The sequence below is a fragment of the Stygiolobus sp. RP850M genome, from assembly GCF_037389295.1.
Taxonomy (GTDB): Archaea; Thermoproteota; Thermoprotei_A; order Sulfolobales; family Sulfolobaceae; genus Stygiolobus.
On record NZ_JBBHKU010000026.1, the window covers coordinates 21,639 to 37,257 of the forward strand.

General features: G+C 38.0%; 16 protein-coding genes. 14 read left to right on the top strand and 2 right to left on the bottom strand.

The window, feature by feature from the left end:
- Positions 1-99 precede the first annotated feature (99 nt).
- The 13 genes from WIW52_RS02210 (at position 100) to WIW52_RS02270 (ending at position 13,269) form a co-directional block, all read left to right on the top strand.
- Complete coding sequence (locus WIW52_RS02210) at positions 100-1,551, top strand: RtcB family protein (RefSeq protein ID WP_337708329.1); 1,452 nt, start codon at positions 100-102, stop codon at positions 1,549-1,551.
- A complete protein-coding gene (locus WIW52_RS02215; protein WP_337708331.1) occupies positions 1,548-2,483 on the top strand; it encodes a deoxyhypusine synthase in 936 nt (311 codons plus the stop codon). The genes WIW52_RS02210 and WIW52_RS02215 overlap by 4 nt, the downstream gene beginning before the upstream one ends.
- 42 nt (positions 2,484-2,525) lie before the next feature.
- Positions 2,526-4,121, top strand: coding sequence for a DNA topoisomerase VI subunit B (locus WIW52_RS02220; RefSeq protein WP_337708333.1), 1,596 nt, complete (start codon positions 2,526-2,528; stop codon positions 4,119-4,121).
- A complete protein-coding gene (locus tag WIW52_RS02225) occupies positions 4,118-5,275 on the top strand; it encodes a DNA topoisomerase IV subunit A (RefSeq protein ID WP_337708334.1) in 1,158 nt (385 codons plus the stop codon). The genes WIW52_RS02220 and WIW52_RS02225 overlap by 4 nt, the downstream gene beginning before the upstream one ends.
- Positions 5,276-5,637: 362 nt before the next feature.
- Positions 5,638-6,033, top strand: a complete 396-nt coding sequence (locus WIW52_RS02230) for a translation initiation factor IF-5A (RefSeq protein WP_337701114.1) — start codon at positions 5,638-5,640, stop codon at positions 6,031-6,033.
- A gap of 2 nt (positions 6,034-6,035) precedes the next feature.
- A complete protein-coding gene (locus WIW52_RS02235) occupies positions 6,036-7,373 on the top strand; it encodes a signal recognition particle protein Srp54 (protein WP_337708336.1) in 1,338 nt (445 codons plus the stop codon).
- On the top strand, positions 7,351-8,433 hold the full coding sequence (locus WIW52_RS02240) for a pseudouridylate synthase (RefSeq protein WP_337708414.1): 1,083 nt from the start codon (positions 7,351-7,353) through the stop codon (positions 8,431-8,433). The genes WIW52_RS02235 and WIW52_RS02240 overlap by 23 nt, the downstream gene beginning before the upstream one ends.
- Before the next feature lie 2 nt (positions 8,434-8,435).
- Positions 8,436-9,236 (top strand): SDR family oxidoreductase, encoded by an 801-nt coding sequence (locus WIW52_RS02245; protein ID WP_337708338.1) that lies wholly within the window; start codon positions 8,436-8,438, stop codon positions 9,234-9,236.
- A 107-nt stretch (positions 9,237-9,343) separates the two neighbouring features.
- On the top strand, positions 9,344-9,520 hold the full coding sequence (locus WIW52_RS02250; protein WP_156005889.1) for a chromatin protein Cren7: 177 nt from the start codon (positions 9,344-9,346) through the stop codon (positions 9,518-9,520).
- 104 nt (positions 9,521-9,624) lie between these two features.
- Positions 9,625-10,308 carry a UMP kinase gene (gene pyrH, locus WIW52_RS02255; RefSeq protein WP_337701107.1) on the top strand — a complete coding sequence of 228 codons (684 nt, stop codon included), beginning with the start codon at positions 9,625-9,627 and terminating at the stop codon, positions 10,306-10,308.
- A gap of 3 nt (positions 10,309-10,311) precedes the next feature.
- Complete coding sequence (locus WIW52_RS02260; RefSeq protein ID WP_156005893.1) at positions 10,312-10,587, top strand: hypothetical protein; 276 nt, start codon at positions 10,312-10,314, stop codon at positions 10,585-10,587.
- 64 nt (positions 10,588-10,651) lie between these two features.
- Positions 10,652-12,034, top strand: a complete 1,383-nt coding sequence (lysS, locus tag WIW52_RS02265; protein WP_337708340.1) for a homocitrate synthase — start codon at positions 10,652-10,654, stop codon at positions 12,032-12,034.
- A gap of 104 nt (positions 12,035-12,138) precedes the next feature.
- Entirely contained in the window at positions 12,139-13,269 is a 1,131-nt protein-coding gene (locus tag WIW52_RS02270) for a hypothetical protein (protein WP_337708342.1), read from the top strand.
- A gap of 24 nt (positions 13,270-13,293) precedes the next feature.
- Here WIW52_RS02270 and WIW52_RS02275 read toward each other — a convergent pair whose 3' ends face one another.
- A complete protein-coding gene (locus tag WIW52_RS02275) occupies positions 13,294-14,001 on the bottom strand; it encodes a DUF357 domain-containing protein (RefSeq protein WP_337708344.1) in 708 nt (235 codons plus the stop codon).
- Positions 13,983-14,759: a diphthine synthase gene (gene dph5 / locus WIW52_RS02280; RefSeq protein WP_337701100.1), complete on the bottom strand. Its 777-nt coding sequence runs from the start codon at positions 14,757-14,759 to the stop codon at positions 13,983-13,985. Before dph5 ends, WIW52_RS02275 begins: the two co-directional genes overlap by 19 nt.
- A 57-nt stretch (positions 14,760-14,816) precedes the next feature.
- Here dph5 and WIW52_RS02285 point away from each other — a divergent pair, with 57 nt between their 5' ends.
- Entirely contained in the window at positions 14,817-15,566 is a 750-nt protein-coding gene (locus tag WIW52_RS02285) for a metallophosphoesterase (protein ID WP_337708346.1), read from the top strand.
- The last annotated feature ends 53 nt before the right edge of the window (positions 15,567-15,619 follow it).

A 15,619-nucleotide genomic window follows, 5' to 3' on the forward strand; every position in this document is an offset into this window, starting at 1 on the left:
ATCCGTTACTCAGCCCTCATCATGTTTATTTCAGTGTCCGCTATACTCTTCACAATTTAAATCAGCTTTATTAAAGTTTAAAATAATTTTCATATCGGAATGCCGGGCATTCAACCCAAGAGGGTTAACACTTACGAGTGGAGGATTGAAAAGGGAACCCAAGAGTGTATGAAAGTACCCGTAACAGTGTTTGCTGACGATGTGTTAATTGAGAAAATGAAACAGGACTTAACGTTGAAACAAGCGATGAACGTTGCATGTTTACCCGGAGTACAAGAATCCGTTTACGTATTACCGGACGGACATCAGGGTTATGGATTCCCGATAGGTGGAATCGCTGCTACAGCTATAGACGAAGGAGGAGTTGTTTCACCGGGCGGAATAGGTTACGATATTAATTGCGGAGTCAGATTATTAAGGACAAACTTAGACTACAAAGACGTAAAGGACAAGCTCAAGGATTTGGTCGAGGAAATTTATAGAAATGTGCCTAGCGGAGTCGGAAGTGAAGGAAAGGTTAAGTTAACTTTACAACAGTTAGACAACGTATTGGCTGAAGGCGTTAGGTGGGCTGTAGATAACGGTTACGGTTGGGACAGAGATATGGAACGCATAGAGCAACATGGTAGTTGGGATTTAGCTGATCCGTCGAAGGTAAGCCCTATTGCTAAGCAGAGGGGTCACACTCAGTTAGGTACTTTGGGAGCTGGAAATCACTTCTTAGAGATACAAGTAGTAGACAAGATATACGACCCAGAAGTAGCGAAAGCGATAGGAATTACCCATGAAGGACAAGTAACAGTGATGGTTCACACAGGATCTAGAGGATTAGGACATCAAGTAGCAAGCGACTACTTGCAGGTTATGGAGAGGGCTATGAAGAAGTATAACATTCAAGTCCCAGATAGAGAACTTGCAGCTATACCTTTCAATACTAGAGAAGCTCAGGACTATTTCCATGCTATGGTCTCAGCGGCGAACTTTGCGTGGACTAACAGACAAATGATAGCCCATTGGGTTAGGGAGAGCTTCGGGAGGGTTTTCAAAGTAGATCCGGAGAAATTGGACTTAAACATAATTTACGACGTAGCACATAACATAGCTAAAATTGAGGAATACGATATTGAGGGAAAAAGGAAGAAAGTATTAGTTCACAGAAAAGGAGCTACTAGGGCTTTTCCTCCGGGGAGTCATGAGATTCCCCCTGACCACAGAAGTACGGGTCAGATTGTCCTGATCCCCGGAAGCATGGGTACGGCCAGCTATGTCATGGCTGGTATACCTGAGGGAAGAAGGACTTGGTTTACGGCTCCTCATGGTGCTGGACGTTGGATGTCAAGAGAAGCAGCGGTGAGAAGCTACCCGGTTAATAACGTAGTACAAAACTTAGAGCAAAAGGGAATTGTAATAAGGGCAGCTACGAAGAGAGTAGTTGCCGAGGAGGCTCCCGGTGCTTATAAGGATGTAGACAGAGTGGCAAAAGTTGCACATGAAGTTAAGATAGCTAAGTTGGTTGCTAGATTAAGACCAATAGGTGTGACCAAGGGATGAAAAGAGAAGATTTACTTAAGGAACCTATAGAGGATATAACACTAGAGGATCTTAGAGGAGTAGAAAAGATTTTACCAGTATTGGATAAAATATATGGTTTTTCGGCGGAAGCCATAGTAAGGGGGTCTAGGATCTTAAAAGACATGATGAAAGATGCGGACCTCCGTTTTCTTTCCTTTACCGCTAATTTAGTCTCAACTGGACTAAGAGGACTCTTTGCTGATCTCATAAGGAAAGGGTATTTTAACGTTGTAATAACTACTGGAGGGACTATTGATCACGATATAGCCAGAGGCAACGGCGGTAAATACTACAAGGGATTGTTCGAATACGATGACATAATGTTACGGGAGTTGGAAATACATAGGCTTGGAAACGTGATAGTCCCGTTTGAAAGTTACGGTAAGGTAATCGAGGAAGTAGTCAGGAAAAATATTGAAGAACTCGTAAGGATAAAGAAAGAGTGGCCGGTTTATGAATTATTATGGGAGTTTGGTAAGAGGATAGACGATAAGAACTCTATATTAAGAGCAGCTTATGAAAAGAAAGTACCGATTATAGTACCCGGTGTAGTTGACGGATCCTTCGGAACGAATCTCTTTATATTTTCCCAATTTGACGGGCTGAGGATTAACTTATTTGAAGATATGAAGATGGTCAAAGACCTTATTTTTTCGTGCAAGAAGTCAGGAGCCTTAATAATTGGTGGAGGGATCAGTAAACACCATACCATCTGGTGGAATCAGTTTAAAGACGGTCTCGATTACACTGTTTACGTAACTACAGCTCAGGAATATGATGGGAGTCTTAGCGGAGCTAAACCCAGGGAAGCAATATCTTGGAATAAGATTAAGCCGGTTAGTGAAAACGTAGTTATATACGGAGACGCTACTGTAATTCTTCCGATCTTGTCAGCATCCTTATTAATGTAATCATACTATAATTAAAAATACAGTTTATACCGCGTGGTGCTCATGTCTTCCGAGAAATATACAAGTATTTCACCTGCAGAGTTCTTCAAGAGAAATCCAGAGTTAGCTGGATTCAGCAACCCAGCCCGTGCCTTATATCAAACTATAAGAGAGTTAGTAGAAAATGCGTTAGATGCCACTGACGTCCATGGTATTTTGCCTTCAATCAAAATTTTGATAGACTTAGTAAATCCGGATAAGCAGGTCTACAAGGTAAACGTAGAGGATAACGGTATAGGTATACCTCCTCATGTTGTACCTAATGCTTTCGGCAGAGTACTTTACAGTTCGAAGTACGTTTTAAGACAGACCAGAGGAATGTACGGGCTGGGTGTCAAGGCGGCTGTACTCTACAGCCAGATGTATCAGGATAAACCGGTTGAGGTTTATACTTCTCCTTTAAATTCAAAAAGGATTTACTACTTTAAACTGAAGATAGACGTAACTAAAAACGAACCAGTAGTACTTGAAAAATATTCAGTTTCCAACGATAAGGGGTGGCACGGAACCTCTGTGACGTTATACTTGGTTGCAGATTGGCAGAGGGCTAGGTCGAGAGTATATGAATACATTAAGAAAACTTATGTTGTAGCACCCTATGCAGAGATCACGTTTAGAGACCCTGATGGTAATGTAGTGTATTATCAAAGGCTAACCGAGAAATTACCTAAACCACCAGAGGAAGTGAAACCACACCCCTACGGTGTAGATATAGAGTTGATTAAATACCTTATAACTAAGTTGAATAAGCCATTACCGGTTAGGGATTTCCTGATTAATGAGTTCCAGAGCATCGGTGATGTAACTGCTGATAAGATTCTAGAGTTAGTAAATATAAACAAGAACAAGAAGGTTACTGACCTCACTGACGAAGAGATCTCTAGGCTAGTAGAAGTGATGAAGAAGTTTGAGGACTTCAGACCGCCTTCAGCAGAAGCGCTTTCAGTAATAGGTTCTGACATAATTGAATTAAGCCTTAAGAAGATCTTTAACCCTGAGTTTGTAGCTGCTATAACTAGGAAACCGAAAGCATATCAAGGGCATCCGTTTATTGTTGAGGCTGGAATTGCTTATGGCGGAGCAATACTGCCATCTCCTGAACCCGTAGTGTTAAGGTATGCGAATAAGATCCCTTTAATATATGACGAGAAGTCTGACGTGATCTGGAAGGTAGTAAGTGAGGAGATGGACTGGAAAAGGTACGGTATAGAGGAAGAACAGCCACCTTTAGTTGTCATGGTTCACTTGTGTAGTACTAAAGTCCCGTATAAGAGTGCTGGCAAGGAAAGTATTGCAGACGTCGAGGAAATTGAAAAGGAGATTAAGCTTGCATTAATGGATGTCGCGAGGCAGTTAAAGGCTTATATTAGTGAAAAGAAAAAGGAGGAAGAGGCTAAAAAGAAGCTTATTACATACCTTAAATATATTCCTGAAGTGAGCAGGAGCCTGGCGATATTTGTTACAGGAGAGAAGGAAAAAGTCCCAGAGGTTCAGAATTCAATTAGAGAACAGTTGCTTAATCTCGTGCTAAAGAAACTTGAAATTGAGGATAAACAATTAGTAGAGGAAATTAAAAACTATAAGGTTGAGGAGTTATGACAGAACTTACTTCAAAGGTCGACCGCGAGGCTAGGAAGAAGGCTTCTCAAATTTTACGAGACACTTTTCTTAAAGTGATAGAACAAATTAATAAGAGAGAACCACCCGTAATGGAAATCCCCAAGAGGACTTTGTCTAACACTATATACGACGAGAAAAGAGGTTTGTTGATCTTAGGAAAGGAAAAGTTAAAGAGAAACTTCCTAGACCTTAATGAGGCAAAGCGATTTATGCAAACTACTCTAATGGCGAGTATTATATACGATGCGTTAGTGAACGATGAGTACCCGACAATACGTGATCTGTATTACAGAGGTAAGCACTCTATAATACTTAAAGGAACTAACAAAACTTATGAGGAGAACACTTGGGATGAACAAAAAGAGTCTGACAGTGTGATCGTAGATATAGAGGTCTTCACCAATCTCTTGAGGGAGGACATGTTAATTCTAAGCAAAGAGAAGGGAAAAGTGGTAGGGGATATGCAGATTAGAAGTGGTAACGACGTTATAGACTTGAGTAAGATGGGTCACGGTGCATATGCGATAGAACCTACTCCTGATTTAATTGACTTCGTGAACGTGAACGCTGAGTTCGTTTTAGTCGTGGAGAAGGACGCTGTATTTCAGCAACTTCACAGAGCTGGTTTTTGGAGGCAGTATAAGGCTATTTTGATAACTAGTGCCGGTCAGCCTGATAGAGCTACTAGGAGGTTCGTGAGGAGGTTAAATGAGGAACTCAAACTCCCCGTTTATATTTTAACTGATGCAGACCCCTACGGATGGTATATCTATAGTGTATTCAGGATAGGTTCGATCCAACTATCCTATGAAAGCGAGAGGTTAGCTACCCCTAATGCTAAGTTTTTAGGAGTCTCGATGACGGATATTTTCGGAGACAAGAATAAGAAGCCCTACCTTTCAGAGCAGGAGAGGAGGAATTATATCATCAAGGCTAAGGAAGCGGACGTAAAGAGGGCTCTTGAAATAAAGAACTACGATTGGTTTAAGACGAAAGGGTGGCAACATGAGATAGAGATCTTCTTGGATAAGAAATCTAAGTTGGAGATCGAGGCTATGGCTAGTAAGGGATTAAAATTCTTAGCATTCCAATATATTCCAGAAAAGATTAAGAGCGGAGATTTCGTAAGTTAGAAGTCAGCCGAGACAGGTTATATCACCGGTCAACTTTATTGGGCTCTTCATCCCTTATTCAATGTATTCCAAGATGTCATTAAAAGTGTTTCTTCTACATACTTTACAATATTGGTAGATCGCCGGTTGTTTGCTTATGTCGAAACTGATATTTATTACCCATTCTGTCTTACAGTTTCTGCACCTTACTTTCCACGGCATACCCTTATATATGATCGAAGGTAAAAATAAGTTGCTGTGAAGAGGTTAGACTGGCTGAAATATGATGAAGGGCCAAAGCTCGGAGCTTAAATCTTCTAAACTTCGTGACAATGACAAAAGAGTTTAAAACCTAATGTGAATTAGGATAATTGGGAGTAATCGTGAGCATTCAGTACACCACGGTTGGCGATTTAAAGGTTGGAAGTTACGTAGTTATAGATGGAGAACCTTGTAGAGTTGTAGACATCACTAAGGCAAAGACCGGTAAGCACGGTAGTGCTAAGGCGAACGTCGTGGCAATCGGTATTTTCACCGGTCAAAAGAGGACTATAATGGCTCCCGTTGATCAGCAGGTTGAAGTTCCAATTATAGAGAAGCATGTAGGTCAGATACTCGCAGACAAAGGTGACACTGTTCAAATAATGGACTTAGAAACTTACGAGACTTTTGATATTGAGAGGCCTAAAGAACCTGAACTTGCGGATAAAATAAGGCCAGGTGCCGAGATAGAGTATTGGGACGTAATGGGTAGAAAAAAGATTGTAAGGGTTAAGTAACCTTGCTTGATAATTTAAAAGATGCAGTAAAGAAATTTTTAGGTTCTTCTGATTATAATAAGGCTGTTAATGATTTCATAAAAGACCTCCAGATTTCTCTCATAAAAGCTGATGTAAATATTAAACTGGTTAATGAATTAACTACAAAAATTAAGAATAGGCTCGCAAATGAAAAGCCACCATCTGCTATCGAGAGAAGAGAGTGGTTTATCTCAATAGTTTACCAAGAGCTAACTAACTTGTTTGGGGGAGATAAAGAACCTAATGTAATGCCTAAGAAACTTCCTTACGTGATAATGCTTGTAGGTGTACAAGGAAGCGGTAAAACCACTACTTCAGGAAAATTAGCATTATTCTACAAGAAAAAAGGGTATAAAGTAGGATTAGTGGCTGCAGATATATATAGACCTGCTGCTTATGAACAACTTCTACAAATAGGAAACCAAATAGGTGTACCTATATATGGTGAGCCTGGGAATAAGGACGCTATACAAATAGCTAAGAACGGTGTAGAAAAGTTCCTCAAGGAAAAATACGACGTCGTCATAGTAGACACTGCAGGAAGACATGGTTACGGGGAAGAGGTTAAACTGTTGGAAGAAATGAAGAACATTTATCAGAGTATAAAACCGGACGAAGTAATCTTGGTGATAGATGCTTCTATCGGACAAAAGGCTTACGATCTAGCTTCTAAGTTCCACACCGCGAGTCCTATAGGCTCTATCATAATCACTAAAATGGACGGTACTGCTAAAGGAGGAGGAGCACTCTCTGCTGTAGCCGCTACAGGGGCTGCTATTAAGTTTATAGGCACTGGCGAAAAGCTCGATGAGCTCGAAGTGTTTAATCCTAGAAGGTTTGTCTCACGCATATTAGGAATGGGTGATATTGAGGCTATAATAGAGAAGATCAAAGGAATAGAGGAATATGAGGAGATAGAGAAGAAAATGGAGGAAGTGTTAACGGGTAAGACTAAACTCACTTTAAGGGATGTTTATAAACAGTTGAATGCGATGAGAAAGATGGGTCCCCTCAATAAGATTCTCCAGATGATCCCTGGTTACAATATTTTATCACAAATACCAGAAGAACAACTTAAGTTAGGAGAGGAGAAGATAAGAAAATTCATGAATATCATGAATTCAATGACTTATAAAGAACTCGATAACCCTGACATAATAGACAAGTCTAGAATAAAGAGGATCGCAAAGGGGTCTGGAACTACGCCCGAGGAGGTAAAGGAGCTCCTTAAACAATATGAAATGACAAACAACTTATTAAAAATGATGAGGAGGAAGAAAGGTCTTGCAAAGCTTTTTGAAGGGAGAGATATTAAATAAGGCTTTTACTCTTCTTTCTAAATATCCTCTTTGTAACAGTTGTTTAGGCAGATGCTTTGCCAGATTGAGTTATGGACATACTAACAATGAGAGAGGTAAGGCAATGAAGTTGGCACTTTTGATGGAGATCGATAAGATGATTAAAGATCATGAGATTCAAGACCTTACAGAGCTAAAGGAGGTATTCTTCAACATTGGAGAGCTTGCTTCGCCTCTATTTTCCCTCTATTATAATGAGGGGTTCCAAAAAAGAAGCTGTTACATTTGTGGAGACAAAATAGAAGAGATTAAGGATAAATTCGAGAGAAACGCGTTACAAATCCTCAAGGAGAAAGGTTATAAGACTTTCGTTCTAGGTGTCAACTTACCTACTTATTTGAAGAGGTTGGAAGAGGATTTCATAGTTAGTAACGACTTGACCTATTACGAGAGTATTAAGAACGAGATTAAGAGAGATGTAGGAAAGAGGATAGCTGAGAAGGGCTTTACGCCTGCTTTTGAAGATGCAGAGGTCGAACTGATTTACGACATCGAGTACGATGCGGTCTTAGAGGTAAAGAAGAGCTATAAGACATTAGTTTTCTATAACCGGCTATCGAGAAATGTACCTATATCTAGCTGGTATGCTAAAGATGGAATATCCTTGGAGAGTTCTCTCACTAACACTAAGTTATACGTACCGTTTTCGGAGCCATCTGAGTATAGAATTTTAGAAGAGTATCCTTTGATAGTTGAGGGAGAAGTTAAGGACGTAGCAGGGTACTATTTTAAACCTTACGGAAAGGTTCAGGGTAGGGAGCTTTCAACAATATTCACCCTAAAACCTACTAACAGAACTTATAGGATTACCGTCTACTCAGAAAAACCGGTTGAAGGAGGTATGAACATTTACCAAGGAGTTTATGACTTGTTTTTAACGGTGAAAGAACCAGAGGAGCTAAAGGCAAAAATAAACGAACTTGAGAATAGAGGCATGGTTATACTAGGCATAGATTTAGTAACCACTTCAGGTAAGGTGAATACGTTATATACAATCCTTTACAAGGATAAAATAGGATAAACGTGAACGTGAATATAAACGGTAAAAAAGTACTTATTACCGCTTCAAGTGAAGGTATCGGTTTCGGGATAGCAAAGAAGTTAGCTAGAGAAGGTTGTAGACTGGTTTTGACCTCTAGAAACAAAGAAAAATTGAATAAAGCCGTTGAAAGTTTAAAAAAGTATAACCCTGAGGTATATGGTTTCCAGTCTGATCTCAGTAAGCTCGATAGTTTGGATGACCTAGTTAACTTTGCGTTAGAGAAGTTAGGGAATGATATTGATGCTCTAATTTACAACACGGGGAATCCTCCTTCAGAGCCCTCTACTTTCGCTGAAACTACCATGGAGGATTGGTTTTATTCTGTAAATCTTTATCTGCTTAGTGCTATAAAGTTAACTAAATCACTGCTACCGTATATGGTAAGGAAGAGAAGTGGTAGATTGATATATTTATCCTCATGGACTGTGAAACAACCTCAGAGTATATTCGTGTTAGCTGATGTTTCCCGTTCCCCATTGATACAATTGGTTAAAGTAGTCTCTAAAGATTACGGTCAATTTAACGTAACAGCTAACGTGATCCTTATGGGAAGTTTTGAGACTGAGGGAGCTAAGAGGAGCTTAAGGAGATTAGCTGAAAAATTGGGAATAAGTTTTGATGAGCTCTGGCAGAAAGAGGTAATCTCTCGCTCGCCGTTAAAGAGAACTGGGGACGTGGAAAAAGAATTGGGATCATTAATAACTTACCTTCTTTCGGAGTTCTCTTCATATATAACGGGGTCTGTAATACAAATTGATGGGGGAACTAGTGATGCAATATAATTTAAGGAAGTCCTTCAAGTTATCTTTAGCTTACTATTGGTATTATCCTTTACATGAGTTGTAAAAAGGTTTTTAAAGTTGTCTAAAATAGTATAGTAATGATTGATATGGCTGATAAAAAAGTAAAAGTAAAAACTCCAGGGGGTAAAGAGATGGAGCTTGCACCGGAGAAAACATGGGTATTAGCTCCTAAAGGAAGGAAAGGTGTAAAGATAGGGTTATTCAAAGACCCCGAGACTGGAAAGTACTTCAGGCATAAACTTCCAGATGATTATCCAGTTTAACGCGATTTTTATATGCTTAAGCTAAAACTTGTTTTTACTTGTTCTTTTGTTTGTACGATCATACAGTTGAGCTTTAATTTTACCTCAAATGATTTATTCCTCAAATGATAGTGACATTGAAGATAAGCGGGAAATTTTTTGATGACGAAAATCCGACTAATTTGGAAATTATAAAAAAATCCGTACTCTCTCTACTAAATTCTGGACATAGAGTAGCTATTGTGACTGGAGGAGGAGGTACCGCGAGAAAATACATAAACTTGGGAAGAAAAGCTGGTATCAAAGAAGCTCACTTAGATCTTCTAGGTATTTGGGCGTCACGCCTTAACGCCTACCTGGTAGCTTTCTATCTGGGAGACCTTGCTTATTCCAAGGTTCCCGAAAGTCTAGAGGAGTTTATTGAAAAATGGAGTTACGGTAAGGTTGTAGTTACTGGAGGTTTTCAGCCTGGTCAATCTACTGCGACCGTAGCGTCTCTGGTTAGTGAAGCTACCAATAGTGATCTTTTAGTTCTAGCCACTAACGTAGACGGAGTTTATGATAAAGACCCTAAAAAGTTCTCCGAAGCTAGATTATTACCTCGACTTAGCACTATTGAGCTGAAAAAAATCTTAGAGTTAACGCAGTCAGTTAATGCAGGAACTTATGAGCTTTTAGACCCATTAGCGATTAAAATTATAGAAAGATCGAAAATAAAAGTACTGGTTGTTAATTTCAAAAACTTAGACAAGCTTTTAGATATTATATCAGGGAATATAAGTATAGGAAGTTTAGTCCTTCCGGTGTAAAATATGTCAATAATGGATGAAGAGGAGTTTAAATTAATTAGACAATACAAGAATAAAATAGATTTACAAACTGTTATATCAATACTAGAGGAGATCGAACAAGATTATATGCACAGTGAGAATCTGACTTCATCTATAATTTTTGTGTATACTAATCACCTTGATGTTATAAGGCAAAATAGAGAATTTTATGAATTACTCTCAAAAGTTTTGGAAAAATATTCAAAGAGAATTGGATTTGAGAACATTTCACAACTCGTAATAAACTCTCTTAAATAGTACGGTTTTGAAACCACTCTTTACCATTTTATTTATAACCACATTACTGTCATAGACATTACAAATGAAAGTAGGAATCCTTGATTCAACACTTAGAGAAGGAGAACAAACACCTGGAGTAGTATTTACCGTAGAACAGAGAGTTGAAATAGCTAAAGCGTTATCTGATATAGGCGTTACAATGATAGAAGCAGGACACCCTGCAGTGTCTGCTGACATTTACGAGGGTATAAAAAGAATAGTCAAAATGAAGAAGGAAGGCGTAATTACTTCAGAAATACTAGGGCACAGCAGAGCAGTCAAAAGGGATATTGAGGTGGCAGCTGAATTAGAAGTAGATAGAATTGCAATTTTCTATGGTATAAGCGATATTCATTTAAAGGCAAAGCACCATGTCACCAAGGAAGAAGCACTGAAGATAATTTCAGAGACCGTGAGTTACGCTAAAAGCCACGGAGTTAAGGTCAGATTTACTGCTGAAGACGCTACACGAGCAGATTACCAATATCTTCTTGAAGTAATAAAGACTGCCAAAGACGCAGGTGCTGATCGTATAAGTATTGCAGATACTGTAGGAGTTTTGTACCCTTCGAAAACTAGAGAGTTATTTAAGGATCTAACTTCTAGATTCCCAGACGTAGAGTTTGATATACATGCACATAATGATCTGGGAATGGCTGTAGCAAACGCTTTGGCTGCGGTAGAAGGAGGGGCTACTATTATTCATGCAACCGTAAACGGACTGGGAGAGAGGGTAGGAATTGTTCCTCTTCAAGTAGTAGTTGCCGCATTGAAATATCATTTCGGTGTAGAGGTCGTTAAACTAGAAAAACTACCTGAGGTAGCCAGTCTTGTTGAGAAATATAGCGGGATTCCGATGCCTCCGAACTTCCCGATTACCGGTGATTACGCGTTTGTGCATAAAGCGGGAATTCACGTTGCCGGAATTCTTAACGACCCGTCAACCTATGAATTTATGCCACCCCAAACTTTCGGAAGAAATAGAGATTATGTAATAGACAAATATACTGGAAAACATGCCCTTAAAGACAGATTCGAAAAGTTAGGTGTCAAGCTATCTGATAGTGAATTAGATCAAGTTTTAGCTAAAATAAAAGCAAACCCTAGTGCAAGATTCTATCGTGACGTAGATCTACTGGAGCTTGCTGAGAATGTTACCGGGAGAATACTAAAACCGAGACCTCCTGAAAACATTCAGGCTATCGTATCCGTAAAATGTGACTCGAATGTTTACACAACTGCTATAACTAGGCGCTTATCGGTAGTACAAGGAGTTAAAGAAGTAATGGAGATATCTGGAGATTATGATATAATAGTGAAGGTTGAGGCTAAAGATACTAATGAGTTAAATCAAATAATTGAAAGTATAAGATCCGTTAAGGGAGTTAGGTCTACTCTTACATCTTTAGTCCTCAAGAAGTTGTAAAGTTTTTAACACCTTCTTGCGAATTCGTGAAGCATATGCGGATGAAAAGATTTTATTTTTAACTTTCAACCTACCCTGCTCATTTTTAATTTTTCAGTTACTTCATGAGAAGTAAGAGAGGAATCTCAAGTATATTAGGTGCTGTAATACTAGTGCAAATAATAATAATGTCATTATTAGTAGTTTTATCCGTAGAGCAACAGCTAGGTTCATCATCTCAAAATCTGATAAAGAGATTAAATTATTATTCACAGAACTCTCCTCTTTCTATAATAGAAATTAATGGAAATTATTATATAACTTCTCCCAACCAACAATACATATGTTACATAATATATCCGAATGAGTTAAAACCAATACATGAGAAAATCAGTATACCAGTTTCTATAAACTCATTATTAGGGGGATATCCATGGGCTATTATTATTACAAATAAGGGCACTTGGTATAACGTAACGTCTTTAGGAATATATTCCGATACAGGTAACAAATTATACTCTTTACAGCAACTGGTTAGTATGGCTGGAATTCCGTATTCAGGGAACTTCCCAATAACTGAGGTTGAAAGTCCGGATTGGGATTATCTAAGAGGTATAAGCACACCAGATCCCTTTGCTTTAGCACCTTTAAACCTCACTCTGGTATTACTCGATAATAATTGTGTACCGATAGGTAATATTACTTATCCATATGAGATTACAAACACAATTTTGAAGATTATCCCACCCGGTCAATACCAATGGATAAATTTGACGTTCAAAAAACCAAATTTAAATGAGCAGTTGACCTTAAACCCGATTGCCCCAACCGATTTTAGTTACTGTTTAGGTGGCTTATATCTACCTGTTTATAGTGAAACTAAAAATCATTATAGTGTCGGTTATATATATTATGCAATAGGTGTAGCGGAAGGTTTAAATAATCTCGTACCGAGTATTACGGGTTCAAGCTATTCATACTACGGTACTATATGTTACGATTACAATTATTATGGTGAAACATTCGTACCAGACCCGTTCCTTTTCTACACAGCATTTTTCCAAGTTGATATAAACCCATCTAATTTAACAGTATACTACTACGTAGAGTATGGCACGTATCTATACACAAATGGAGTAATTAATAAATGGCATTATATAGGCTCTGTGAAGTTTACTAAAAACGTATTATTTAATAATGCACCTTTGTACATAGCTATTCCAGAAGGAGTTTATTTGTTAAACGTTAGTACTTGAAAAATAAATTAAGAATGCAAGTTTCTATTCCTTTTTATTATCATCTTTTTTATTACAATACCTTTTTATTATCTCTTGAATTATAGAAGATGTACTCGAATGTTCATACGTGGATATCCTTTGAGGTAATCGCATAATTTGAACGTTTTCTAAACCTCTTTTTTTAAGCTCATCAATTAATTTACTTTCATCGACTTTCTGATCTGGTCCTAAGAATAACACGTCAGGACGCACTCGTTCCACACTCTTTAGGAAGTCGTTTTCGTCGCCTAGGAAGGCTTCGTAAACATATCTTATGCTTCTTATTACCTCTAATCTATGATTTTCGTCATTTATGGGTCTTCTTCCCTTTATTTTTTCCGAATTTTTGTCCCTAGCTACAGCTACATGTACTAACCCGTATTTAGACGCCTCTTTAAGTAGTTCTATGTGTCCAGGATGAATAATGTCAAACGTTCCTGCTACAAATACTTTCTTCGGTATTTGTAATTCTAAATTTATATTCTCGTTGAAAGCAATAGAATCTAGCAGACCTTCAGCATAGACTATATCTACTAGAGCAGTTATATAGTCTCCCTTTTCCAGATAGTATTTGGCATCCTGCGTATATTGTCGTGCTAAATCATAAATCTTTCTATATTTTTCTATAAAGAATGATGGAACTTTCTTAAGTCTTTCCTCCATTCCTCTAATATACTTTTCAGCCCTATTTTTTACCTCTTCATCAAACATTTTAACCCCTCGCTTTCCATGAAGTGTAGGGACTTAGAGGGATAAACTATTATATGTGGTTGGGGCTTAAACTGATAATTAACCACATCGCTAAGTTTCATTGCTACGACTTCTTCGTCTTGACAGCCCAATCTTTGTCCCACAATTATCACATCGTCTCGTGAAATAACTCTCATTTTCTCCATTTCTTCCATTTTAAGTAATAATGACACAGCTTCTATTGCACTCATTGGTTTATCGTCTCTTATATCTAAGTAAAAAACAGTATGAAGCTTACGCTCTTGATTTTCCTTAAGGACATAATAGGGTGTCGTATCTATTTTATCACCAAAAGGGTAAACTATAGTTACGGACTTTCCGAAACGATAAGAGGATAACATGCTTTTCGAGATCATGTAACAGTGAACCGAAACACCCGGAACAATTAGAAATTCGTGACCTCTATTCTTAGCCTCTGTTATTAGACTAATATGGGTAGTTGCTATCATAGGATCACCTATGGTAGCGATGGCAACGTTTTTTCCTTCATCTAGATATTGGAGAATTGTCTTGAAATTATTCTCCAATAGTGAACGATTCGCTGTAAATACATGAACATTATTCCCCGTTAGACTCGAGATTAACTCTTCATCAATGTCACACGATAGGGATGTATAGGAGTCTAAATATATTATATCTGAAGAGGATAACTCTTCTATAGCCTTTTTAGTCAGGAACTTACTGGACAAGCCTAGGCCGATTAGCTTTAACAGAGACACTTATGAAAGAGAGATTTATTAGATTTAAGATTTAGTATTACACTCATAAGTAAGGATATGATGAATTTAGCTTCTGAGATTTTTATTGCTGAAGACTTACCTGTAGTTTACGTAAAACCACTGAACGCCGTAGTTTTATCTGACGTTCATATAGGTTATGAGGAGGACATGGCTTCCAAGGGAATTTTTATACCTAAAATTCAGAAGAAAAGATTCCTAACAGTATACAAGAGAGCTCTTAAAGTCTTTAAAACTAATAAGTTAGTCGTGAACGGTGATTTTAAACATTCATTTAGTAAATTAAGCAAGCAAGAGAGGGCTGAACTTACAGAAATACTTACAACGCTTAAAGAGGAAGGAGTGGAGTTAAAAGTTATAAGGGGTAATCATGACAATTACCTTTCCTCACTTCTAGAGAAATTTGATAATGTAGAACTTCTAGATGAAATTGTTTATGATAAAATAATCATCTTTCACGGTCATAAAGAGATATCAATAGAGAAGGGTCGTATTTATATAATAGGTCATGAACATCCAAGATTGAGCATAAGGGATAAGCTGGGATTTGCACATAAAATTCAGTGTTTCTTAAAGGTACCACTGAATGAAGGAGCAACAGCCATTGTATTACCTGCAACCGGAACTTATCAGTCTGGTAACGACATCTCGTTAATTCACACGAATTATATGTCACCTTTAATGAGAAAAAACGGAGTACTAGAAAAGACTAAACCTTACGGGATTATAGAAGGACAAGGAATAATGGAGTTCCCTGAACTCAGTCTTTTAAAAGACCTCATCCTTTAAAAAACAAGTTATTTATAAATGTCTTTATAAACTATTTTTAGGTGGTCTAAATA